Origin of the sequence: Dietzia sp. JS16-p6b, assembly GCF_003052165.1 — a bacterium.
Lineage (GTDB): Bacteria > Actinomycetota > Actinomycetes > Mycobacteriales > Mycobacteriaceae > Dietzia.
In genome coordinates this window covers 1,939,644-1,962,800 of sequence record NZ_CP024869.1, presented here as the reverse complement: position 1 = coordinate 1,962,800, position 23,157 = coordinate 1,939,644, and the positions used below count along the sequence as shown (strand labels likewise).

The following is a 23,157-nucleotide window of genomic DNA, read 5'->3' as shown; positions in this document are numbered from 1 at the left end:
GACACCCCTGGGGGCAGGTTCCGTGGTCTGCGGGCCTGCCCCCACGGCATTCTGGGAATCGAACGGCCGCCCGGCGGCCGCATCACGTCAAGGAGGATCGCCATGGCCGGAAAGGGACGGGCCGGACGGCTCGGCAAGCGGATCGGGGAGATCGTCGCAACGGCGATCGAACACGAGATCAAAGACCCGCGTCTGGAGTACGTCACCATCACGGATTCCCGGATCACCGCGGATCTGCGGGTGGCCACCCTCTACTACACGGTCCGGGGCGAGACGCTGGACGAGGACCCGGACATCGAGGCCGCGGAGGACGCGCTGGCCACGGCGCGGGGTCGCCTCCGGACGATGGTCGGCAAGCAGACCGGGGTGAAGTTCACCCCCGAGTTGACGTTCGTCCTGGACTCCGTGCCGGACGCCGCGCGACAGATGGAGGAGTTGCTCGCCCGGGCACGGGCGCAGGACGAGGAGGTCCGTCGCGTGGCGCAGGGCGCACGTCCCGCCGGGGACGAGGACCCCTACCGGAGAGACGACGAGGAGGAGCGACCGGAGGGCGACGACCGGTGATCACCCTGGTGGACGCGGCCGGCGCGGCGAGCGTCCTGGCCCGGCACCGCGAGGTGACCGTGCTGTGCCACGTCCGCCCCGACGCCGACGCCCTCGGCAGTTCCGCGGGTCTCGCCCGCGCACTGCGTGCGGACGGCGTCGTGGTCCACCACTCGTTCGACCCCGGGGCCGTCCCGGATCCGCTCCGGGTCATCCCGGGCACGGACCGTGTGGTCTCGATCGACGAGGTGCCGGAACACGACGGCCTGGTGGTGACCCTGGACTGCGCCAGCCCGGACCGGGTGGGCGACTGGGAGCGGCTGGCCCGATCGGCGTCCGAGGTACTGGTGGTGGACCATCACCGTTCCAACCCCGGCTTCGGGACGCACCTGTTCCTGGACCCCGGAGCGGCCTCCACCGCGAGCATGGTCCTCGATGTGCTCGAGGCCGGACGCTATCCGATCGACCCCGATCTCGCGACGAGCCTCTACGCCGGTCTCGTCACCGACACCGGGTCCTTCCGGTGGGGTGGCGCGGGGTCGCACGACACGGCCCGGCGACTGCTCGCCGCGGGTGCGGAGGCCAGAGCGGTGGGATTCGCGCTGCTCGACGCGCATTCCTTCCCCTGGCTCCGGGTGCTGGGGGAACTGCTGAGCACGGCTCGCCTGGACCCCGGCGCGGTCGGGGGACGGGGGGTGGTCTGGCTGACGGTTCCCCACGAGGTCGTGGCGTCGGCGGACGAGGCGGACGTCGAGTCGCTCGTGTCCCACCTCCAGGGGGTGAGGGAGGCGCAGGTCGCGGTTCTCGTCAAGGAGATCCGCCCGGGAGAGTGCGCGGTATCACTGCGTTCCCGTCCCGGTCGCGGCGACAGTATCGATGTCTCGGCCGTCGCCTCGGCGCTCGGCGGGGGAGGGCACCCCGCTGCGGCCGGGTGCACCGTGCGCGGAGACGCCGCACGCGTCACGGCGAGGCTCCGTGAGCTCCTCGTCTGACCCGGGGCCTCGGCCCACCGCCCCGGAGATGGGCGTGGGGGATCTCGGACGCCGCCTGTGGTCGATCGCACTACCGGTCCTCCCGGTGCTGGCGGCCGAACCGATCTACCTGCTCGTCGACGGCATCGTCGTGGGCCGGCAGGGTCCCGAGGACCTCGCCGCGCTGGGTGTCGGCGCGCTGGTGTTGTTGGTGCTCGGCACCCAGATGAACTTCCTCTCGTACGGGACGACGGCCCGGGCCGCCCGACTCCACGGAGCCGGACGGCGTGCGGACGCGGTGGCGGAAGGGGTCCAGGCCACCTGGATCGCGCTGTCGGTCGGTGCGGTCGTGGTGGCGGGCGTCCACACGTTTCTCGGACCGCTGACGCGCGTGCTCGCGGCCGACGCCGAGGTGGCGGCCGGCGCCGCGGACTGGCTGAGGGTGGCGGTGTGGGGTATCCCGTGCATCCTGGTCGCGTCCGCCGGGCACGGGTGGATGCGGGGAGTCCAGCGCGTCAGGACGCCTCTCGTCCTGGTGGCCGTGGGGATAGGTGTCTCCACGATCGGCTGCGTGGTGCTGGTGCCCGGTCTGGGACCCGCGCCCGCGCTGGGACTGGTGGGCAGTGCGTGGTCCAACCTGGCGGGCCAGATGATCATGGCCGGGGGATTCCTCGGCGCCCTGGCGGGCGAGCACAGTGGATCGCTGCGTGCTCGGTGGAGCGTGATCGTCGAGCAGCTCCGTCTGGGAGTCAACCTGGTCATCCGTACCGCGTCCTTCCAGGTGACCTTCGCCGTGGCCACCACCGCCGCCGCGGCCGCGGGCGTCGACTCGCTCGCCGCGCATCACCTCGCGCAGCAGCTCTGGGCCCTGTACACCCTCGTGCTCGACTCGGTCGCGATCGCGGCACAGTCCCTCGTCGGTGCGGCGCTGGGCGCCGGCCTGGCCTCCCAGAGCCGCGCCCTGGCCCGCGCGGTGGTCGTGTGGTCGGTGGGGCTCGGTGTCGGGCTCGCCGTTATCACGGTGCTCTTCCGCGACCCGATGTCGACCCTCCTGTCGGGAGACGCGGAGGTCGCCGGCCGACTCGTCGTGGCGTTGACCGGCATGGCCCTCGTGGTGATCCCCGCCGCCCTGGTGTTCGGGCTCGACGGCGTCCTCCTGGGCGCCGGTGACGCCGCGTACCTCCGCACCAGCACCGTGATCGCCGCCCTGTGCGGCTTCCTGCCCGTCCTCCTGGCCACGAGACACTTCGGCTGGGGGCTCGCGGGTATCTGGTGGGGGATGGGCGTGTTCGTGGCGATGCGACTCATCGCGGTCGCCGCTCGGGTCCGCGGTGACCGCTGGCTGGTCCTGGGAGCGCGGACTCCTGCCGGTCGGCCGTCCGAGGGGACCAGGGCATGACCCGTGGCCCGAGCCTGCGCGCGGTGTCCGACCTGCACGTCGGCCACCGCGGCAACGCCGGCGTCCTCGACGACATCCGGCCGACCCACCCGGGGGACTGGTTGATCGTGGCCGGAGACGTGGCGGAGAAGACCGACCACGTGATCGGCGCACTTCACACTCTCGCGGACCGGTTCGAGCGTGTGATCTGGGTGCCGGGCAACCACGAGTTGTGGATCGGCTCCGACGACGACGGGATCAGCTCCACCGCGAAATACGACAGGCTGGTCTCCGCCTGCCGTTCGATCGGTGTCGACACCCCCGAGGACCCCTACCCGCTGTGGACCGGCCCGGGGGACCCGCGTGGGTCGTGCCGATGTTCCTGCTCTACGACTACTCGTGGACCCGCCTCCCCGGCCAGTCGCGCGAATCGGCTCTCCAGGGCGCCCGGGAACGACGGGTGGTGGCGTCGGACGAGTTCCTCATCGATCCGGCCCCGTACCCGGATGTCGCCGCCTGGTGTGTCGCTCGGCTGGTGGCCACGACGACCAGACTGGCGGCTCTGGACCCGGCGCACCCCACCGTGCTGGTGAACCACTGGCCACTGCTGCGCGCCCCGACGGAGGTCCTGCGACATCCGGATTTCGCGCTGTGGTGCGGCACCGGACAGACCGCGGACTGGCACCGTCGCTATCGGGCCTCGGCGTGTGTCTACGGGCACCTGCACATCCCGCGCAGCACCGTCCACGACTCGGTGCGCTTCGAGGAGGTCTCACTGGGATACCCGCGTGAGTGGGCGGCCCGTGGCCGGCCCGACCCACTGGCCCGCCCGATCCTCCCGGGCCCTGCCCACCCCCAGGTGCGGTGGATCCGGGGCGAGGAGGGGATGCCGAGGATCGCGCGGCCCGGTGAGACCGGACCCGACCTGGAGGAGGAACGGTGATCAGGGACCTGCTGCCCGACGACGTGGTGGCCGTGGAGTTCGACGAGCTCGGCATGACCGACGAGGCGGCGTTGGCCGCCATGTACCCAGTCGAGGCCGAGCAGATCGCCCGGGCCGTCGAGAGCCGGCGGATCGAGTTCGCCGCGGTCCGGGCCTGCGCGCGCGAGGCGATGAGCAGGCTGGGCGTGCCCCCCGGCCCGATCACGCGGGGCGGCAGGGGGATGCCGGTGTGGCCCACAGGGGTGGTGGGCACACTGACCCACACCGGGGGTCTGCGTGCCGCGGCGGTGGGGCCGACGGACCGGATCCGCTCCCTCGGACTGGACGTCGAACCCCACGGGCCGCTGCCCCGGGGGGTCCTCGAGGCAGTCGCGTTACCCGAGGAGGCGGCCTGGGTGACCGCGGCGCGGGAGGAGGAGGAGGCGGTCCACTGGGACCGGCTGCTGTTCACGGCCAAGGAGGCCACCTACAAGACGTGGTATCCGCTCACCCGGAGGTGGCTGGGATTCGCCGACGCCCACATCACCCTGACGCCCACCCACGTCGACGGCCGGTCCGCTTCGGGCGAGTTGCGGTCGAGGATCCTCGTCGACCCGCGCGCGGTCGACGGGGGACCCGACCTGGTGGAGTTCCACGGCCGGTGGGCGCTGTGGGACGGCCACATCGCCTCGGCGATCGCGCTCCGGCCGGGTGGTGGGGGATAGCGTGTCCGGCGTGACCCCGCGCAGACCCGACCCCCGCCCCGCTCCCGCCCCCGGACTCGTCGTGGTCGACAAACCGGCCGGCATGACCAGTCACGACGTCGTCGGGCGCCTGCGCCGGTACTTCGGAACGCGCAAAGTGGGGCACGCCGGAACGCTCGACCCGATGGCCACCGGCGTCCTGGTGGTGGGAATAGAACGCGCCACCAAGCTCCTGGGGCTGCTCGCGCTGGAGACCAAGTCCTATCGGGCCACGATCCGACTCGGGGAATCCACCACCACCGACGACGCTGAGGGCGAGACCACGGCGCGGGTCGACGCCTCGACGGTGACCGACGAGGCGATCGACTCCGCGGTCGCGGCACTCACCGGCGAGATCGAGCAGGTGCCGTCCTCGGTGAGCGCGATCAAGGTGGCCGGCCGACGGGCCTACGACCGGGTCCGGGCCGGCGAGGACGTCCGGCTCGACGCGCGGACCGTCACGGTGTCGCGGTTCGAGATCGTCGAGCGGATCCCTGCCGGAGCGGTGGTGGACCTCGTCGTCGTCGTCGACTGCTCCACCGGCACCTACATCCGCGCACTGGCCCGCGACCTCGGCGCCGCGCTCGGGGTGGGGGGACATCTCACCGCGCTGCGCCGTACGTGCGTGGGACCGTTCGGCCTGGATGTCGCCCGCACACTCGGAGAACTCGAGGAGGATCCGCGGTTGTCCCTGGACCTCGACACCGCCGCGTTGACCGCCTTCCCCCGCCGCGACATCGACGCGGACGAGGCGGAGGGACTGCGACACGGGCGGTGGCTGCAGGCCAGGGGTGACGACGGGGTGGTCGCGGCCGTGGGTCCGGACGGACGGGTCGCCGCCCTGGTCTCCGAGTCCGGCAATCGCGCCGCTCCGGTCGTCGTCATGCGACCGGCGGGCCTGTGAGGCCCGGGCGTAAGGTGGTCGCCGTGCAGCTGTGGCGGACGTTCGACGAGATCGTGATCCCCGACGGCGGGACCTCCGTCGCACTCGGGGTGTTCGACGGACTCCACCGGGGGCACCGGAGCCTGGTGGACCACGCGGTGGCGGCCGGGCGGGAGTCGGGCGCGAGCCCGGTGTTGGTGACGTTCGATCCGCACCCGGTCGAGGTCATCCGACCCGGCACCCATCCCCTGGTCCTGACACCGCTCGAACGACGCGCGGAACTGGCCGGCGAACTCGGTGTCGACGCGGTCTTCGCCCTGCCCTTCGATACCGGCATGGCCTCGTGGGACCCCGAGGAGTTCATCGACCGCGTTCTGGTCCGGGGATTGCGGAGTCGCTCCGTCACCGTGGGGAACAATTTCTCCTTCGGTCGACGAGCCGCGGGGACCCCGGAGACGCTGCGTGAGCTGTGCTCCGAGCGGGGGATCGACGTTCGCGTGATGGACCTGCTGGAACTCGGTGGGGAACCGGTCTCCTCCTCCCGGGTACGTCGACTGCTCGCGGAGTCGGACGTGGCCGGCGCGGCGACGATCCTCGGTCGTCCCCACCGCGTGTCCGGGACCGTCGTGCACGGGGCCGGACGCGGGGGACGCGACCTGGGGTACCCGACGGCGAACCTGGACCTGCCGGAGTACACGGCCGTGCCCGTCGACGGCGTCTACGCCGGGTGGTTCACCCTCCTCGACGAGCACGACGTCGACGGGACGATCCTCCCCGGCCGGCGCTACCCCGCCGCGATCTCCGTGGGCACCAACCCGACCTTCGGGGAGGCGGCGCGGAGTGTCGAGGCGTTCGTGCTCGACGAGTCGGCGGACCTCTACGGACGTGTGGCCGCCGTCGACTTCGTGGACCACGTCCGCGATATGGAGAAGTTCTCCTCGGTCGACGAACTGCTGGTGGCGATGGACCGCGACGTCGCCAGGACCAGAGTCGTCCTCGATGTGGGGACCGCGCGCCGCTGACGCCGATTGGGGTGTCGGGTCCGAGCGCTGGTAACGTCTTCTCCCGGCCCTCCTGCGGTCCGCGGCGGCGGGGCCATTCATTTTCGCGGACTGGAACAACCAGGAGTCACCCATGGCGTTGAGCACCGAAGAGAAGAAGGCCGTCCTGGCCGAGTACGGCATCCACGAGACGGACACCGGTTCGCCCGAGGCCCAGGTCGCGCTGCTCACCAAGCGGATCAGCCAGCTGACCGAGCACCTCAAGACCCACCAGCACGACCACCACTCCCGTCGCGGCCTCCTCCTGATGGTGGGCCGTCGTCGTCGCCTCCTCAAGTACATCGCGAAGGTCGACATCGCGCGCTACCGCTCGCTCATCGAGCGCCTCGGCCTGCGTCGCTGAGCCGGCACCGCCCGCACGTCCACTGTTCCCCGTCCTCGTCGAGGGCGGGGAACAGTGCTGTGCGGGGGCGGTGCCGGGAGTGTCAGCGATGACCCGGGGGAGTTGCCACTGGTAGCCTGATCACGGCCGGTGCGCGCGTACCGGGTGTCGACAGGTCCGATTGACGGTCCTCGGTAGTGGCTGCCGGAACGACGGGTGCCCCGGGAGGGGGCACCGGTTCCGACCGCTTCGATCGAAGACCGGAATCGCCACCGGGACGCCCTGACGCGTGATCCGGCGGGCCCGGCGGAGACGTCTCCGCCGTGAGGCCCCAGTCACCGACAGAACAGGACTACACATGCCAGAGATCACGGCCGTCGAGGTCGAAGACGGAGTCTTCGAGACCGTCGCGACCATCGACAACGGCGACTTCGGTCGCCGAGAGGTGCGATTCGAGACCGGACGCCTTGCCAAGCAGGCCGCCGGGGCGGTCGTCGCGTACCTCGACGACGACACCATGCTGCTGTCCGCCACGACGGCGGGAAAGCATCCCAAGGAGCATTTCGACTTCTTCCCCCTGACGGTGGACGTCGAGGAGCGGATGTACGCCGCAGGGCGCATCCCGGGTTCGTTCTTCCGCCGCGAGGGCCGGCCCAGCACCGACGCCATCCTCACGTGCCGCCTCATCGACCGCCCGCTGCGTCCCACCTTCGCGGACGGCGTCCGCAACGAGGTCCAGGTCGTCGTGACCGTCATGAGCCTGGACCCCAAGGACCTCTACGACGTCGTGGCGATCAACGCCGCATCGGCCTCCACGCAGCTGTCCGGCCTCCCGTTCTCGGGACCGGTCGGTGGCGTGCGGATCGCCCTGATCCCCACCGCCGCCCGCCCCGAGGGGCAGTGGGTCGCCTTCCCGACCGTCGAGCAGCTCTCCGAGGCGGTCTTCGACATGGTCGTCGCCGGTCGAGTCGTGGGCTCCGGTGACAGCGCCGACGTCGCCATCATGATGGTTGAGGCCGAGGCCACCGAGACCGTCATCGAGAAGATCGCGGGAGGCGCACAGGCGCCCACCGAGGACGTGGTGGCGCAGGGCCTCGAGGCGGCCAAACCGTTCATCTCCGAGTTGTGTGCCGCACAGCAGGCACTGGCGACCGCGGCACCCGCCGAAGCCCGTGAGTTCCCCCTCTTCCCGCCGTACCAGGAGGATGCGCTCGCCGCGGTCACCGAGGTGGCCGAGGCCAAGCTCGGCGAGATCATGTCGATCGCCGACAAGCAGGAGCGCGACGGCGCGACCGATCAGCTCAAGGCCGAGGTCCTGGCGTCGCTGGAGGAGCGGTTCTCCGGGCGTGTCGGGGAGCTGGGTGCCGCGTTCAAATCGCTCACCAAGAAGATCGTCCGGAAGCGTATCCTCACCGACCACTTCCGTATCGACGGACGCGGTGTCAGGGACATCCGCGCACTGTCCGCCGAGGTGGAGGTCATCCCGCGGGCCCACGGTTCCGCCCTGTTCGAGCGCGGTGAGACACAGATCCTCGGCGTCACCACCCTGGACATGGTCAAGATGGCCCAGCAGATCGACTCGCTCGGTCCGGAGACCAGCAAGCGCTACATGCACCACTACAACTTCCCGCCGTACTCCACCGGTGAGACCGGCCGGGTGGGCTCTCCCAAGCGTCGCGAGATCGGCCACGGAGCCCTCGCGGAGCGTGCGCTCGTGCCGGTGCTCCCCAGCGTCGAGGAGTTCCCGTATGCCATCCGCCAGGTGTCGGAGGCGCTGAGCTCCAACGGATCCACCTCGATGGGCTCCGTCTGCGCCTCCACCCTGTCCCTGCTCAACGCCGGTGTCCCGCTGCGGGCGCCGGTGGCGGGGATCGCGATGGGCCTGGTCTCCGACGAGGTCGACGGGGAGACCCGCTACGTCGCCCTCACCGACATCCTCGGTGCCGAGGACGCGTTCGGCGACATGGACTTCAAGGTCGCGGGCACGGGTATGTTCGTCACCGCGCTGCAGCTCGACACCAAGCTCGACGGCATCCCGTCCGAGGTCCTGGCCGGCGCGCTCACCCAGGCCCGGGAGGCCCGCCTGACCATCCTCGACGTGATGGCCGAGGCGATCGACGAGCCCGACGAGCTGAGCCCGTTCGCGCCCCGCATCATCGCGATCAAGGTCCCGGTCGACAAGATCGGCGAGGTGATCGGCCCCAAGGGCAAGATGATCAACTCGATCACCGAGGAGACCGGTGCGTCCGTCTCGATCGAGGACGACGGCACCGTCTACATCGGGGCCACCGACGGGGAGTCGGCCCAGGCCGCCATCGACAAGATCAACGCCATCGCCAACCCGCAGCTGCCCAAGGTCGGCGAGCGGTTCCTCGGAACGGTCGTCAAGACCGCCCCGTTCGGCGCCTTCCTGTCGCTGCTGCCCGGCCGCGACGGTCTGGTGCACATCTCGAAGCTCGGCCAGGGTAAGCGCGTCGGCAAGGTCGAGGACGTCGTGAACGTCGGCGACAAGATGCAGGTCGAGATCGCGGACATCGACAACCGCGGCAAGATCAGCCTCGTGCCGGTGGGCGACGAGTCCGCCGCGTCCGAGGCGTCGGCTGACGCCGAGGGCGACGACAACTGATCCACCGCCGGGGTCGCTCGCGCACCCCGGCACCCAGCGAGGCACGCACCCCTGATCCCGGGGTGCGTGCCTCGCATCGCTGGAAGGGAGAGCCGCCGTGGACCCCACGATCAGAGTGGACAGATCGATCCCCGGGCTACGTGTCGTCACCGAGGACCTCCCGTGGTGCCACACGGCGGCGGTCGGGGTGTGGATCGCGGCGGGATCCGCGCACGAGGCGCCCGGGGAGCACGGCGCCGCGCACTTCCTCGAACACGTCTTGTTCAAGCGGACGACCACGACATCGGGCAGGGAACTCTCCGAGCGGATCGATCTTCTCGGGGGGGACCTCAACGCCTACACCGGCCGCGAGCACACCTGCTATCACGTGCACGTCCCGGCCGAGGGCCTGGGGACGGCGGTCGACGTGCTGGTCGACGTGGTGGCGAACGGGTCCTGTGCGGCGGAGGACGTGGAGATCGAGCGGGACGTGGTGCTCGACGAGCTCGCGGGCCGGGCCGACGACCCGGAGGATCTCGCCTGTGAACTGGTCACGGAGGCCGTTCTGGGTGACGACCCGTTGGCCCGACCGATCATCGGTACCGAGGAGTCGGTGACGGCTCTGGACGCCGACACGCTGCAGTCCTTTCACCGGAGGGTGCTCCGTGCGGGTGATGTCGTGGTCGCCGCGGCGGGGCGCGTCGACCACGAGGACCTGGTCCGCCGCATCGCCGACGGACCGCTGGCCGCCGTGATCGCCGGCGGCCCGGACAGCGCGGCGTCCGCGCGGCCCGACCCGCGCGCCACCGGCCAGGACACCGGGCACGAGGGGTGGGCGCCGACGCCGGTCCTGGTGGGGGAGGACGACGACTGCGAGCAGGTCCTCCTGGCGCTGGCCCGACGAACCCCGTCGCGCGATCACCGGGACCGCGCGTCGGCCCAGGTCGCGACTGCCGTGCTCGGCGGTGGGCTGAGCTCCAGACTGTTCCAGCGGGTCCGCGAGGAGCTCGGGCTGGCCTACACCGTGTACGCGTCGATGGATCAGTTCCGCACCACCGGCCTCGTGTCGGTCGTCGCCGGCAGTCCGGTCGGGCGGGTGGACGCCCTGGGCGATGCTCTGGCCGAGGTCGTGTCCGGGATGGTCCGACGACCCCCGTCCCTCGACGAGGTGGACCGGGCGATCGGGCACCTCACCGGGTCGATCCGGCTGGGGTTGGACGATCCCCTGTCGCGGATGACGCGGATCGGCCGCCACCTGCTGGACCGCGACGCGGTGGTGACCGTCGCCGACTCGCTGTCCCGCCTGCGCGCGGTGCGCCGCGACGACGTCGCGGACTACTGGACGGGCGAGGTCGCTCCGTGGTGTCTGGCGGCCGTGGGTCCGGGCATGCCCGGCACCGAGGGTGCGGCGGGTCTCCTGGCCCGGGTGGGCGGATAGGCTGGTGGGCGGGTCGGCGACCAGTGAGGAGACTGAGGAGACGATGACGGTGACGAAGGTCGGTGTGCTCGGTGCACGCGGCAAGGTGGGCACGGCGATCTGCGAGGCGGTCCGCGCGGCGGAGGACCTCGAACTCGTCGCCGAGGTGGACCACGGTGACCCCCTGGGGATGCTCACCGATGCCGGAGCGGAGGTGGTCGTCGACTTCACCCACCCCGACGTGGTGATGGACAACCTCGAGTTCTGCATCACGCACGGCATCCACGCGGTGGTCGGCACGACCGGATTCACCGACGAACGTCTGGACACCCTGCGGGGGTTGCTCTCGTCTCATGCGGACACCGGGGTCCTCGTGGCACCCAACTTCGCCATCGGAGCGATCCTCATGATGCGCTTCGCCGTCCAGGCCGCCAGGTACTTCCCCTCGGCCGAGATCGTGGAACTCCATCACCCGAACAAGGCCGATGCCCCGTCGGGAACGGCACACCGCACCGCCGAGATGATGGCCACCGCCCGCACCGCCGCCGGGATGGGACCATGCCCGGACGCCACCTCCACGGAGCTGGAGGGGGCGAGGGGCGCCGACGTCGGTGGGGTGAGGGTGCACTCGGTCCGAGTGACCGGCCTGGTCGCGCACCAGGAGGTGATCCTGGGGACCCAGGGGGAGACCCTGACGATCCGGCACGATTCCCTCGACCGCTCCTCCTTCGCGCCCGGCGTCCTCCTGGGGGTGCGCTCCATCTCGCGTGTGCCCGGACTCACCGTGGGGCTCGACGCCTTCATGGATCTGTAGGCCGACCGTGGACAGAGTCGTCAAGCCCCTGGTCATGGCCCTCACCGCGGTCGGTCTGGTGGTGGCGTTCGGGTACCTGCTGTACCTCGGGTGGTCCATGGTCAGCCGATCCGAGTACCTCGCCATGCGTGGGCTCGGGGTCGGGATCATCCTGCTGACCGCCGTCGGGGCTTGGGCGACGTGGGCGATCCTGCGGAACGGGTTCGAACTCCAGAAGATCTCCGCCGCCGCCGCCGCGGAGGGGATAGAGCTCGACGTCTCCACCCTGGACCACCGTCCCTCCGGGCGTCTCGAGCACGCCGCGGCGGATGAGCTGTTCGACCGGGTCAGTGCCGAGTACCAGGCGGCCCCGGACGACTGGCGCACCAACTATCGTCTGGCCCGGGCGTATGACCATGCGGGCGACCGCGCCCGCGCCCGGGAGATCATGCGGGTGGCCATCACTCTGCACGAGGCGGACACCTCCGGTGCCCGGGATCAGCGATGAGCGCCGTTCTCCTGGTCCACCACGCACCGTCCCCGAGGCTCCGCCGCATACTGGAAGCCCTGGAGCGCGGGCTCGCGCATCCCGAACTCGAGGGAGTCGAGGTGGAGTCGGTACCCGCTCTGGCCACGACCGACGACCACGTACTCCGGGCGGACGGATACGTCCTGCTCACCCCGGCGAACTTCGGTTACATGTCAGGTGCGCTCAAGCACTTCTTCGACCGCACCTATTACACGTGCGAGGGCGCCGTGGCCGGTCGGCCCTTCGCACTGTGCGTGCACGGGGACGACGACACGTCGGGGGCCGTCACCTCGGTCGAGCGGATCACCACCGGGTGGGATCTGCGACCGGTGGCGCCGGCCCTTCATCTGACCGGCGAGCCCGGCGGCGAGGATCTCGACGCCGCGTCCGAGATCGCCGCGACGGTGGCCGCACACCTTCTCGGCTGACCCGCCGGGCGACACGACACCACGAGGAGTCCACCATGTCCGAGCTCGTCCGGCGGCAGGTCCGCATGGTCGCGCACACCGCGTTCACGCCACCCGACGAGATCGGGTGGGAGACGGACGCCGACGGCGGATCCGCACTGGCCGAGTTCGCGGGTCGGGCCTGTTATCAGAGCTGGGACAAGCCCAATCCGCGCACGGCGTCGAACGCCGGCTACCTGAGGCACATTCTCGAGGTGGGGCACCTCTCGGTGTTCGAGCACGCGAGTGTGACGTTCTACATCACGGGCATCTCCAGATCGTGCACCCACGAACTCATCAGGCACCGACACTTCTCCTACAGTCAGCTGTCGCAGCGGTTCGTCCCGGAGCACGATTCAAAGGTGGTGCCCCCGCCGGCGATCGCGGAGGACCCGGAACTGGTGGAGATCTTCCGCCGGGCGACCGACGCGTCCCGGGAGGCGTATGCGGAGATGCTCTCCAAGCTCGAGGAGAGATTCGCCGACGTTCCCAACCCGATGTTGCGGCACAAGCAGGCGCGACAGGCCGCGCGTTCGGTGTTGCCCAACGCGACCGAGACCCGGATCGTGGTCACCGGCAACTACCGCTCGTGGCGCCACTTCATCGGGATGAGGGCGACCGAGCACGCGGACACCGAGATCCGCGGGCTGGCCATCGACGTCCTGCGGCAACTACGCGCGGCTGCGCCGGCGGTGTTCGCAGACTTCGAGATCACCTCGCTCGAGGACGGTTCGGAGATCGCGGTGAGTCCCTACGTCCTGGAGGGGTGATCCGTAACGCCGGGTCGGAATCGGGACTTCCCGTGGTCTGAGGGTAGTCTGGGAGGCCATGACACACGTGACCACAGGGGGCCCGACGTCGGCGGACGGTCGACAGGCACTCTCCCCGCCCGGGCGCCCCACTCCGTTCGGCACGGTGCTCACGGCGATGGTCACTCCCTTCGGGTCCGATGGCTACGTCGACCTGAGGGCCGTCGCGTGTGTCGCGCAGCACCTCGTGGACTCCGGGTGCGACGGTCTCGTTGTCTCCGGGACCACGGGAGAGTCGCCCACCACCACGGACGCGGAGAAGATCGCGGTTCTCGAAGCCGTTCTGGCCGCGGTGGGGGACAGGGCGTTCGTGGTCGCCGGGGTCGGGACATACGACACCGCGCATTCCGTGCACCTCGCGCGGCAGGCGGCGTCAGTCGGTGCGCACGGCATGCTCGTGGTGACGCCGTACTATTCCAAGCCCACCCAGGCCGGCCTCGACGCCCATTTTCGGGCGGTCGCCGACGCCACCGATCGACCGGTGATGCTCTACGACATCCCACCGAGGTCGGTGGTCCCGATACAGGCGGAGACGCTCATCGGGCTGTCGTCCCACCCCAATATCGTCGCCGTCAAGGACGCCAAGGGTGACTTCCATGACGCGGTCACCGTGATGTCCCACTGTGACCTCGTCTACTACTCGGGAGATGACCAGCTCAACCTCCCGTGGTTGGCCGTGGGAGCCAGCGGTTTCGTCAGCGTGATCGGCCACGTGGCCGCCGCGCATCTCGTGGAACTGCGCCGTGCGTTCCTCGCGGGCGACATCGACACCGCGCGTCACATCAACCTCGGACTCCTCCCGCTCTTCGACGCCCAACGGGCTCTCGGTGGCGTGTCGATGTCCAAAGCAGCTCTAGAACTTCTCGGGATCCCGGCCGGAGCGCCGCGACTCCCGCAGTTACCACCCACCACCGAGCAACAGGACGCGTTGGCGTCGCTGCTGCACAGAGCAGGAGTCATCAGATGACAGAAGACCCGACCACCAACCGGGGTCGCAGCCGCACACGGCGCGCCGCCGGGCGCCCCACCGGCGAACCCGCGCCCGCGACCGCCGTGCAGTTCACCGAGCCCGCGGCCACCTCGGCCGCGCCGTCCACGAGCAGCGGCGACGACCGCCCGACGCAGGACCAGGACAGTCAGGGGCAGCGGAGGCAGGGCAAGTCCCAGCAGGGCGGCTCCCAGCAGGGCGGTTCCCAGAAGAGCAGGGGACAGCAGGGCAAGGGACAGCAGGACCAGAAGCAGGATTCTCCCAAGGGCGGTTCGCGCGGTCGCGGGCGTGGGTCCGCAGGCGGTGGAAACCAGTCCGGTGAGAGCCAGTCCGGTGGGCAGCAGGGTCGCGGCCGCGGAGGCCGGGGCCGCGGTCGCGGGAACGGCAACACCTCCACGGCCGAGTTCGGCGGGGTCAAGACCATGCAGGGCGGGGACATGACCGTGCGTCTGCCCAGCCCGCCCAAGCCCCGCAAGGGAGCGCTGCGGATGGTGGCCCTCGGTGGAGTCACCGAGATCGGCCGCAACATGATGACCTTCGAGTACGACTCGAAGCTGCTCATCGTCGACTGTGGCGTGCTGTTCCCGAGCTCGACAGAGCCGGGAGTGGACCTCATCCTCCCCGATTTCGGGCACATCGAGGACCGCCTCGACCAGGTCGAGGCGCTCGTGTTGACCCACGCCCATGAGGATCACATCGGGGCCATCCCGTTCCTGCTCAAGCTCCGACCGGACATCCCGATCCTGGGGTCCCGCTTCACGCTCGCACTGGTCGCGGCCAAGTGCCGTGAGCACCGCATCAAGCCCGTCTTCCGTGAGGTCGACGAGTCCAGCGTGAGCACCCTCGGGAAGTTCGAGGTGCGCTACTTCGACGTCAACCACTCGATCCCCGAGTGCCTCGGCGTGGTCATCCGCGCCGGCGGTCAGTCGGTGATGATGACGGGCGACATCAAGCTGGACCAGCTCCCGACGGACAAGCGCCCCACCGACCTGCCCAAGATGGGCAGGTTCGGTGACGAGGGCATCGACCTCCTGCTGATGGACTCGACCAACGCGACCACGCCGGGCGTCAGTCGGTCGGAGTCTGAGATCGGTCCCGCTCTCCAACGGCTCATCTCGGACGCCCGTCAGCTCGTGGTCGTGGCGTGCTTCGCCTCGAACGTCTACCGCGTCCAGTCGGTCATCGAGGCGGCCGCCGCGAGCGGGCGCAAGGTCGCCCTCACCGGTCGGTCGATGATCCGGAACATGGAGATCGCACTCGAGATGGGGCTGCTGTCCGATCCCGAGAACGTGATCGTGGACATGGATACCGCGGCGAAGCTCCCGTCCGAGAAGGTCGTCGTGATGACCACCGGAACGCAGGGCGAGTCGATGGCGGGGCTGTCCCGCATGGCGCGCCGTGAGCACCGCCAGATCAACCTCTCCGAGGGCGACACCGTGATCTTCTCCTCGTCCATCGTCCCGGGCAACGAGGAGCCCGTCTTCGGTGTCCAGAACAGCCTGTCCCAGATGGGCGTGAACGTGGTCACCAGCCGCGACGCGAACGTCCACGTGTCGGGCCACGGCGACGCGGGGGAGTTGCTCTTCGTCTACAACGCCGTGCGCCCCAAGAACGCGATGCCGGTCCACGGCGAGTGGCGACACCTGCGTGCCAACAAGGCTCTGGCGATTGCCACCGGGGTGCCGGAGGAGAACGTGGTGCTGGCCCAGAACGGCGTCGTGGTGGAGTTGGTGGACGGGAAGGCCTCGGTGGTCGGCCAGGTCCAGGTGGGCAACCTCTACGTGGACGGCCTGTCGACCGGCGACATCGGTGACACCGTCCTGGCTGACCGCACCGCGCTCGCCGAGGACGGCTTCATCGTCGCGACCGTGGTCGTGGATCCCCGTACCGGGCGACCGGTGAGCAAGCCCCAGATCATCGGAAAGGGCTTCACCGACGAGCCGGGCGCACTGGACCCCGTGGTCGAGCTCGTCGAGAACGCATTGTGGGACCTGGCGGGCGAGGGCGAGACCGATCCCTACCGCCTCGCGCAGTCGGTGCGCCGCACAGTCGGTTCCTGGGTGTCCGAGAAGTGGCGCCGCAAGCCGATGATCGTGCCCACCGTCATCACCTCCGTGGCGGCGGAGGGCTGAGGCGGGTGGACCCCGGCCGGCGGACACTGGCGCAACGGGAGCGGAGCGCTCTCGTCGAGACGATGCGTGCCGCCGGTCCGGAGGCGCCGACACTGTGCGACGGGTGGACGACCCGGGATCTCGCCGCGCACCTCGTGGTGCGAGAAGCGCGCCCCGACGTCGCCGCGGGGATCGTCCTGCCGGCGCTCGCCTCGCGCATGGAGGACCTGCGCCTCCGGGAGACCGAGACCCCGTGGGAGGAACTGCTGGAGAAGATCGCCGCGGGCGCACCGTGGTACTCACCGCTCCGCTACGCAGACCGTGTGGCCAATGCCGCGGAGTACCTCGTGCACCACGAGGACGTCCGAAGGGCCGACGGGCAGTGGACGGCGCGGGAGTTCGGCATCGAGGATCTCGATCGCATCTGGGCGCTCGGGACGACCGTGGCGAAGACGTTCCTGCGGCGGGTGACCGCCCGTGTCGATCTGCGTACCCCTCCGGGGATGAGTCTGAGCAAGCCCGGTGCGGTGTCCACCGGGGCCGCGCTCGCCCCGCTCGTCAGCGTGACGGCCGCCCCCGTGGAGCTTCTCCTGTGGGCGTTCGGTCGGCGTGCGGTCGACGTGGACATCTCCGGCTCGCACCAGGGGATCGCCGCGCTGGAGGCGGTGCCGAGGGGCATCTGACCTACCGCCGCCCCGTGTGGCTGCTGTTACCGATGGGGTGCGAGAAGATAGAGTGACTCCCATGGCACCCAGCTCGAACACGCGATCCACCCGTGCCCCAGGTGGACGACGCCCGGCCTCGAAGTCCGCCGGACAGCGAACCACCGCGTCTACCTCGTCGTCGTCCCGTGGGGGTGGTTCCCGGCGCGGTGCCGTCGTCTCGACTCCGAAGTCCGGTACGCGCGCACGTTCCCGCGCGGTGACGCCCGCTCCGGAACGGACGTCCGGAGCCTTCGGCGCGGTCGGTCGCGGTCTGCGGGGTGGATGGGCGGGGATGGCGAGAGGCCTCGGTCACGGTGTGCGCGGCCTGCGGGGCGCTGACGACGAGGACCGTGTCGCACCGCCGCACAGACGGGACGGACTCGGGTTGGCCCTCGTCGGGATCGCGATCGTGTTCGCAGGAGCGGTGTGGTTCGGCGCGGCGGGCCCGGTCGGGGAGTGGATCGACACGGGTGTCCGGACGGTCGTCGGAACCCCCAGCGCGCTCCTGCCGCTGGTCCTCGGTGTCTGGGGCGTGCTCGTGATGGCCCGGGAGCCACGGCCCGACGTCCAGTCCAGGTGGGTGGTGGGGACCACCGTGACCACACTCGGTGTGCTGGGTCTGTGGCATCTGGGATCGGGTTCACCCGCGGACCCGGACGGTGTCCGTGGCGGAGCCGGCGTGCTGGGGAGGATCGTCGGGGGCACGCTCGAGGCGGGCCTGTCCATCTTCGTCGCCGTCCCGCTGTTGGTCCTGCTCGTCGCGTTCGGTGTCCTGGTTCTTGTGGGTCGACCGGCCAGGGAGATCCCGGGAGTCGTGCGCGGGTTCTTCGGGTGGGACGGAAGCGGAGACATCGTCGATCACGAGGACCCGGAGGCGGTCTGGGACGACCCGGACGCCACGACCGCGTACCCGATCTCCGAGAACGGTACCCCGGACGACCGGGAGCGACCCGCACCACGACGTCAGGCGCGCCGCCGGGTGGCCGCGTGGTCGGATACGCCGAGCACCGGCGAGACGGTCGAGATGCCGGCTGCCGCCGGTGCAGCAGGCGAGTCGGTGTCCGAGGGCGACGGGCCCCCCGCCGCACCCCAGCGCCGGTCCCGGAAATCGGCCGCTCGCACCGCAGTACTGCCCTCGGCCGACACCGGCGTCGTCGACGGCGTCGACGGCGTCGACGGGCCCGGCGTGGACGACGACATCGTCGCGACCACCGCCCGCCCGGCGGGATCCCGCGCAGCAGCGGACACAGCCGTTGTGCCGCAGACCAACTCCCCGTCCACCCACACCGCGGCGGACAGTGACGTCGACCGGCTCGATTCCCAGAAGCAGTTGCTCAACGGGGTCGAGTACACCCTGCCGCCCGTGAGCCTGCTGACCGCGGGAGACCCGCCCAAGGAGCGCAGCGAATCCAACGACCAGATGATCGAGGCCATCCAGGGCGTCCTCGAACAGTTCAAGATCGACGCCGCGGTCACCGGGTTCACCCGCGGGCCGACGGTCACGCGGTACGAAGTCGAGCTGGGCCCCGGTGTGAAGGTGGAGAAGATCACCGCGCTGCACCGGAACATCGCCTACGCGGTGGCCACCGACAACGTCCGGCTCCTCGCCCCGATCCCGGGCAAGTCCGCCGTGGGTATCGAGGTCCCCAATCTCGACCGTGAACTGGTCAGACTCGCCGACGTTCTCACCGATCCCAAGACCGCCACGAAGCACAACCCGATGCTCATCGGGCTGGGTAAGGACATCGAGGGGGATTTCGTCACCGCCGATCTGGCGAAGATGCCGCACCTGCTGGTGGCGGGTTCGACGGGCTCGGGCAAGTCCAGTTTCGTCAACTCGATGCTCGTGTCGTTGCTCACCCGGGCGACCCCGGACGAGGTGCGGCTGATCCTCGTGGACCCCAAGATGGTCGAACTGACACCGTACGAGGGCATCCCGCACCTGATCACCCCCATCATCACCCAGCCCAAGAAGGCGGCAGCGGCGCTGGCGTGGCTGGTCGAGGAGATGGAGCAGCGTTATCAGGACATGAAGTCGACCCGGGTGCGCCACATCACCGACTTCAACGATCGCGTGAAATCGGGCGCCATCACCACCCCGCCCGGGAGCGAGCGCGTCTACCGCCCGTACCCGTACATCGTCGCCGTCGTGGACGAGCTCGCCGATCTCATGATGACCGCGCCCCGGGACATCGAGGACGCGATCGTGCGGATCACGCAGAAGGCCCGGGCCGCCGGCATCCACCTCGTACTGGCCACCCAGCGTCCGTCGGTCGACGTGGTGACGGGTCTGATCAAGACGAACGTGCCGTCGCGCCTGGCCTTCGCGACCTCCTCGCTCACCGACTCGCGGGTCATCCTGGACCAGGCGGGGGCCGAGAAGTTGATCGGCATGGGCGACGGACTGTTCATCCCCATGGGAGCGTCCCGGCCGATCCGTATGCAGGGCGCCTTCATCACCGACGAGGAGATCCACGAGGTCGTCGACTACGCCAAGAACCAGGCGGAGCCCGACTACGACGACACCGTCACCGCCGCCAAGGAAGAGTCCACGAAGGAGATCGACGGGGACATCGGAGACGACCTGGACGACCTGCTCGCCGCCGTCGAACTCGTGGTCTCCAGCCAGTTCGGGTCCACCTCGATGCTGCAACGCAAGCTCCGCGTCGGATTCGCCAAGGCCGGGCGCCTCATGGACCTGATGGAATCGCGCGGCATCGTGGGCCCCTCCGAGGGGTCCAAGGCCCGTGACGTCCTGGTCAAACCGGAGGAGTTGGCCTCGGTCATCTGGATGATCAAGGGGGGCACGCCGCCGCAGGAAGACGCCGACGAGCCGACCGGGAGCGAGACCCTCGACGAGGCGCCGGTGGGCTGAACGTCCGAAGGTCAGGCCAGCGCGCCGAACACGGGCATCCACCCCCGGACTGTGACCCCGGATACAAACCCACGCAGACAATGCGGGTCCTCGGCGACCAGGGAGCGGGCTGCGCCGGCGTCGTCCGCCTCGACGATGAGCAGAGCCCCGGACCCGTCGGTGTACGGTCCCACCGTTCGAATCGTCCCCGCCTCGACCTGGGCGGACAGCCACTCGCGGTGCGCGGGCTTGTTCGCCTCCCGGTCCTCCGACTGCTCTGGTTCGTACCGGTAGCTGACTGCGAAGAGCGGCATCGCTGGGGTCCTTCCCGATCATGGTGAGAGCGTTTTCGGATCCAGGGTATTGGCCCGGGTCTCGCTAAGGTGTGGGGGTGACACTTCCCTTCACCGACGACGGCCGCCCCGGTGCCGAGGTCCCCCTGCTCAACATCGCCAACGTGCTCACCGTCCTGCGAATCCTGCTGGTCCCGGTGTTCGTGGTCCTGTTCTTCGTCTCCGACGCCCAGGATCCGTGGTGGCGAGTCGGTGCGTTCGTGGTATTCGCGCTCGCGATGGCGACCGACTACGTGGACGGGTACCTCGCCCGGCGCCTGGGCCTGGTCACCGATTTCGGCAAGATCGCCGACCCGATCGCGGACAAGGCCCTCATGGCCGCGGCCATGATCTCGCTGTCCCTGGTCGACGAGCTGTTCTGGTGGGTCACGATCGTGATCCTGGTCCGAGAGGTCGGGATCACCCTCTGGCGCCTGTTCGGTGTGGACCACGTGGTGGCGGCCAGCAAGGGCGGAAAGCTCAAGACCGTCACCCAGACTCTGGGGGTGGGGATGCTGATCCTGCCGCTACCGTACTGGTTCTGGCCGGTCGAGTGGGCGGTGATCGGGGTGGCTCTCGTGCTGACCGTCTACACGGGTGTCGACTACCTGGTGAAAGCGCGTCAGGCAGCGCGGGCCGGGCGCTGAGGGCCCGGAACCGTGTCCGACACGACATCCCCTGTGCGCCCGGGTGCCGGGCCCGATCCCTCAGCCGCGGCCGCGGTGACAGCTCTCGCCGGGCGGGGATGGACGCTGGCGACCGCGGAGTCGCTGACCGCGGGGTTGCTCGCGGCCACCGTGGCCGGTGTCCCGGGGGCGAGCGCGGTCCTGAGGGGCGGCCTCGTGGTCTACGCCACCGACCTCAAACACGACCTCGCCGGGGTTCCGGAAGACGTGCTCCGGAGGCACGGGGCCGTCTCAGGTGAGACGGCTCGCGCCCTCGCCGCGGGCGCGGCCCGCCGGTGCGGGGCCGACGTCGGGGTGGGGTTGACCGGCGTGGCGGGACCCGACCGGCAGGAGGGGCATCCGGTAGGGACCGTCTACCTGGGGTTCTGTGCACCGGGACTCGCTCCGTGGTCGACGGAGCTGGAACTACGTGGCGGCCGCGACGCGATCCGCCGGGCTGCTTGCGACGCGGCCCTCGACCGGCTGGTGGGGATCGTCGGCTACCGCGGGAACGAATCGGGCGCATGAGGCGTTGTACCCCGTGATGCCGAACATCCAGATGACCACGCTGCCCCACCCGGACCACCGGAGCGGCCCCCCGTTGCTCCGGGAGACCCTCGGGACGGTGCTCCGCGGACTGAGGGGCGAGACGGGACGGACCCTGAGGGACGTCGCGGACGCGGCCCGGGTGAGTCCCGGGTACCTCTCCGAGATCGAGCGCGGACGCAAGGAGGCCTCGAGTGAGCTCCTCGCGTCGATCTCGGGCGCTCTCGACGTGTCCCTCGGGGAGATCCTGATCAGGGCCGCCGTCCAGGTCTCGCCCCCGGGCACCGTCCCGGCCCCGGGGACCGTGTCACCGCGGGAACCGGTCCTCGCGGCCTGAATCCCGCCCCGGCAACGCCCGGTGGTCGCCCCCCGGCGTAGTTCGGTACCGTGGTAACGACCCGTCGTCCGAATCGGCAGAAGGACACTACGCAGCGATGGCCAATCCGTTCACCAAGGCATGGCGCTACCTCATGGCGTTGTTCGATTCGAAGATCGACGAGAATGCTGACCCCAAGGTCCAGATCCAGCAGGCGATCTCGGACGCACAGCGCCAGCACCAGCAGCTGTCCCAGCAGGCGGCCGCCGTGATCGGCAACCAGCGGCAGCTGGAGATGAAGCTCAACCGACAGCTGGCCGACATCGAGAAGCTGCAGGGTTCGACGCGGCAGGCGCTCCAGATGTCCGAGCAGGCCCGCCAGAACGGTGACGCCCAGAAGGCGACCGAGTACGAGAACGCCGCGGAGGCGTTCGCCGCCCAGCTCGTCACCGCCGAGCAGAACGTCGAGGACCTCAAGGGTCTGCACGACCAGTCGCTCCAGGCCGCGGCCCAGGCCAAGAAGGCCGTGGAGCAGAACGCGATGGTCCTCCAGCAGAAGGTGGCCGAGCGGACCAAGCTGCTCAGCCAGCTGGAGCAGGCCAAGATGCAGGAGCAGGTCAGCGCGTCGCTGCAGTCGATGTCCGAGGTTTCCTCCGGAGGAAACACCCCGAATCTCGACCAGGTGCGGGACAAGATCGAGCGGCGGTACGCCAACGCCCTCGGTTCGGCCGAGCTCGCCCAGAACTCCGTTCAGGGCCGGATGCTCGAGGTCGAGCAGGCGTCGACGCAGATGGCCGGGCACAGCCGTCTCGAGCAGATCCGCGCGTCGATGAAGGCGGAGGGTGGCCAACTCGGGCAGGGCACCGGTTCGGCGTCCCAGCTCCCTCAGGGGCAGCCCCAGGCCGCGACGTCGCCGGAGCAGCAGGCGCAGACCGAACAGCAGTGAATCGTGCGAGGACGGGCCGCCGGTGAGGACGCCGGCGGCCCGTCCTCGTCCGTCGTGAAAGGGTGGGCACGTGACTCTGACGGAGTTCAGGGCCCGGACCGTCGAGGCCTTCGGGGACCTGCGAGCCGATCATCTCGTACGTTCCCATCACCTCGGGGCGTTCGACGGACGCACGGCGGAGGAGGCCATCGACGCCGGCGCCCCGGTCAAGCAGGTCTGGTTGGCCCTGTGCGCCGAGTTCGAGGTTCCCGACTCGTTACGTTGACACCCGGG

The 23,157-nt window shown here is 70.2% G+C and carries 23 protein-coding genes and 1 pseudogene; 23 read left to right on the top strand and 1 reads right to left on the bottom strand.

Annotation, left to right across the window (positions count from 1 at the left end; translation table 11 throughout):
• The first annotated feature begins 102 nt into the window (after nucleotides 1-102).
• The 18 genes and pseudogenes from rbfA to CT688_RS17475 all read left to right on the top strand — a co-directional run bounded on the left by rbfA (nucleotide 103) and on the right by CT688_RS17475 (nucleotide 20,100).
• Nucleotides 103-564 carry a 30S ribosome-binding factor RbfA gene (rbfA, locus tag CT688_RS08940; RefSeq protein WP_107756612.1) on the top strand — a complete coding sequence of 154 codons (462 nt, stop codon included), beginning with the start codon at nucleotides 103-105 and terminating at the stop codon, nucleotides 562-564.
• Nucleotides 561-1,535, top strand: coding sequence for a bifunctional oligoribonuclease/PAP phosphatase NrnA (locus CT688_RS08935; protein WP_107756611.1), 975 nt, complete (start codon nucleotides 561-563; stop codon nucleotides 1,533-1,535). The genes rbfA and CT688_RS08935 overlap by 4 nt, the downstream gene beginning before the upstream one ends.
• Complete coding sequence (locus CT688_RS08930; protein ID WP_231750267.1) at nucleotides 1,519-2,913, top strand: MATE family efflux transporter; 1,395 nt, start codon at nucleotides 1,519-1,521, stop codon at nucleotides 2,911-2,913. The genes CT688_RS08935 and CT688_RS08930 overlap by 17 nt, the downstream gene beginning before the upstream one ends.
• Nucleotides 2,910-3,835 (top strand): annotated as a pseudogene (locus CT688_RS08925) (metallophosphoesterase). Before CT688_RS08930 ends, CT688_RS08925 begins: the two are co-directional and overlap by 4 nt.
• The gene (locus tag CT688_RS08920; protein WP_107756610.1) at nucleotides 3,832-4,539 is read left to right on the top strand and encodes a 4'-phosphopantetheinyl transferase; all 708 of its coding nucleotides are present in this window, start codon (nucleotides 3,832-3,834) and stop codon (nucleotides 4,537-4,539) included. Before CT688_RS08925 ends, CT688_RS08920 begins: the two are co-directional and overlap by 4 nt.
• 1 nt (nucleotide 4,540) lies before the next feature.
• A complete protein-coding gene (gene truB, locus CT688_RS08915; protein ID WP_370446295.1) occupies nucleotides 4,541-5,461 on the top strand; it encodes a tRNA pseudouridine(55) synthase TruB in 921 nt (306 codons plus the stop codon).
• Between the two features lie 23 nt (nucleotides 5,462-5,484).
• A complete protein-coding gene (locus CT688_RS08910) occupies nucleotides 5,485-6,462 on the top strand; it encodes a bifunctional riboflavin kinase/FAD synthetase (RefSeq protein ID WP_107756609.1) in 978 nt (325 codons plus the stop codon).
• A gap of 112 nt (nucleotides 6,463-6,574) precedes the next feature.
• A complete protein-coding gene (gene rpsO, locus CT688_RS08905) occupies nucleotides 6,575-6,844 on the top strand; it encodes a 30S ribosomal protein S15 (RefSeq protein WP_017836938.1) in 270 nt (89 codons plus the stop codon).
• Between the two features lie 337 nt (nucleotides 6,845-7,181).
• A complete protein-coding gene (locus tag CT688_RS08900; protein ID WP_107756608.1) occupies nucleotides 7,182-9,449 on the top strand; it encodes a polyribonucleotide nucleotidyltransferase in 2,268 nt (755 codons plus the stop codon).
• Between the two features lie 97 nt (nucleotides 9,450-9,546).
• Nucleotides 9,547-10,866 carry a pitrilysin family protein gene (locus CT688_RS08895; protein ID WP_107756607.1) on the top strand — a complete coding sequence of 440 codons (1,320 nt, stop codon included), beginning with the start codon at nucleotides 9,547-9,549 and terminating at the stop codon, nucleotides 10,864-10,866.
• A 43-nt stretch (nucleotides 10,867-10,909) separates the two neighbouring features.
• Nucleotides 10,910-11,659: a 4-hydroxy-tetrahydrodipicolinate reductase gene (dapB, locus tag CT688_RS08890; RefSeq protein ID WP_107758104.1), complete on the top strand. Its 750-nt coding sequence runs from the start codon at nucleotides 10,910-10,912 to the stop codon at nucleotides 11,657-11,659.
• A 7-nt stretch (nucleotides 11,660-11,666) separates the two neighbouring features.
• Entirely contained in the window at nucleotides 11,667-12,146 is a 480-nt protein-coding gene (locus CT688_RS08885) for a hypothetical protein (protein WP_107756606.1), read from the top strand.
• A complete protein-coding gene (locus CT688_RS08880) occupies nucleotides 12,143-12,595 on the top strand; it encodes a flavodoxin family protein (protein WP_107756605.1) in 453 nt (150 codons plus the stop codon). The genes CT688_RS08885 and CT688_RS08880 overlap by 4 nt, the downstream gene beginning before the upstream one ends.
• 35 nt (nucleotides 12,596-12,630) lie before the next feature.
• A complete protein-coding gene (gene thyX, locus CT688_RS08875; protein WP_107756604.1) occupies nucleotides 12,631-13,383 on the top strand; it encodes an FAD-dependent thymidylate synthase in 753 nt (250 codons plus the stop codon).
• A gap of 58 nt (nucleotides 13,384-13,441) precedes the next feature.
• Nucleotides 13,442-14,389, top strand: coding sequence for a 4-hydroxy-tetrahydrodipicolinate synthase (gene dapA / locus CT688_RS08870; RefSeq protein WP_107756603.1), 948 nt, complete (start codon nucleotides 13,442-13,444; stop codon nucleotides 14,387-14,389).
• Nucleotides 14,386-16,542 carry a ribonuclease J gene (locus CT688_RS08865; RefSeq protein ID WP_107756602.1) on the top strand — a complete coding sequence of 719 codons (2,157 nt, stop codon included), beginning with the start codon at nucleotides 14,386-14,388 and terminating at the stop codon, nucleotides 16,540-16,542. Before dapA ends, CT688_RS08865 begins: the two co-directional genes overlap by 4 nt.
• A gap of 62 nt (nucleotides 16,543-16,604) precedes the next feature.
• A complete protein-coding gene (locus CT688_RS08860) occupies nucleotides 16,605-17,204 on the top strand; it encodes a TIGR03085 family metal-binding protein (protein ID WP_194305377.1) in 600 nt (199 codons plus the stop codon).
• Nucleotides 17,205-17,517: 313 nt separating this feature from the next.
• A complete protein-coding gene (locus CT688_RS17475; protein ID WP_197431396.1) occupies nucleotides 17,518-20,100 on the top strand; it encodes a DNA translocase FtsK in 2,583 nt (860 codons plus the stop codon).
• Nucleotides 20,101-20,111: 11 nt separating this feature from the next.
• Here the strand turns inward: CT688_RS17475 and CT688_RS08845 are convergent, their stop codons facing one another.
• The gene (locus tag CT688_RS08845; RefSeq protein WP_107756599.1) at nucleotides 20,112-20,393 is read right to left on the bottom strand and encodes a YciI family protein; all 282 of its coding nucleotides are present in this window, start codon (nucleotides 20,391-20,393) and stop codon (nucleotides 20,112-20,114) included.
• Nucleotides 20,394-20,470: 77 nt separating this feature from the next.
• Between CT688_RS08845 and pgsA the strand changes: the two genes are divergently transcribed.
• The 5 genes from pgsA to CT688_RS08820 all read left to right on the top strand — a co-directional run bounded on the left by pgsA (nucleotide 20,471) and on the right by CT688_RS08820 (nucleotide 23,149).
• A complete protein-coding gene (gene pgsA / locus CT688_RS08840; RefSeq protein WP_107756598.1) occupies nucleotides 20,471-21,058 on the top strand; it encodes a CDP-diacylglycerol--glycerol-3-phosphate 3-phosphatidyltransferase in 588 nt (195 codons plus the stop codon).
• A gap of 12 nt (nucleotides 21,059-21,070) precedes the next feature.
• Complete coding sequence (locus CT688_RS08835; protein WP_370446294.1) at nucleotides 21,071-21,604, top strand: CinA family protein; 534 nt, start codon at nucleotides 21,071-21,073, stop codon at nucleotides 21,602-21,604.
• 16 nt (nucleotides 21,605-21,620) lie between these two features.
• Complete coding sequence (locus tag CT688_RS08830; protein ID WP_107756596.1) at nucleotides 21,621-21,959, top strand: helix-turn-helix domain-containing protein; 339 nt, start codon at nucleotides 21,621-21,623, stop codon at nucleotides 21,957-21,959.
• Nucleotides 21,960-22,056: 97 nt separating this feature from the next.
• Complete coding sequence (locus CT688_RS08825; RefSeq protein ID WP_107756595.1) at nucleotides 22,057-22,884, top strand: PspA/IM30 family protein; 828 nt, start codon at nucleotides 22,057-22,059, stop codon at nucleotides 22,882-22,884.
• A gap of 70 nt (nucleotides 22,885-22,954) precedes the next feature.
• Entirely contained in the window at nucleotides 22,955-23,149 is a 195-nt protein-coding gene (locus tag CT688_RS08820) for a DUF3046 domain-containing protein (protein WP_107756594.1), read from the top strand.
• Nucleotides 23,150-23,157 lie beyond the last annotated feature (8 nt).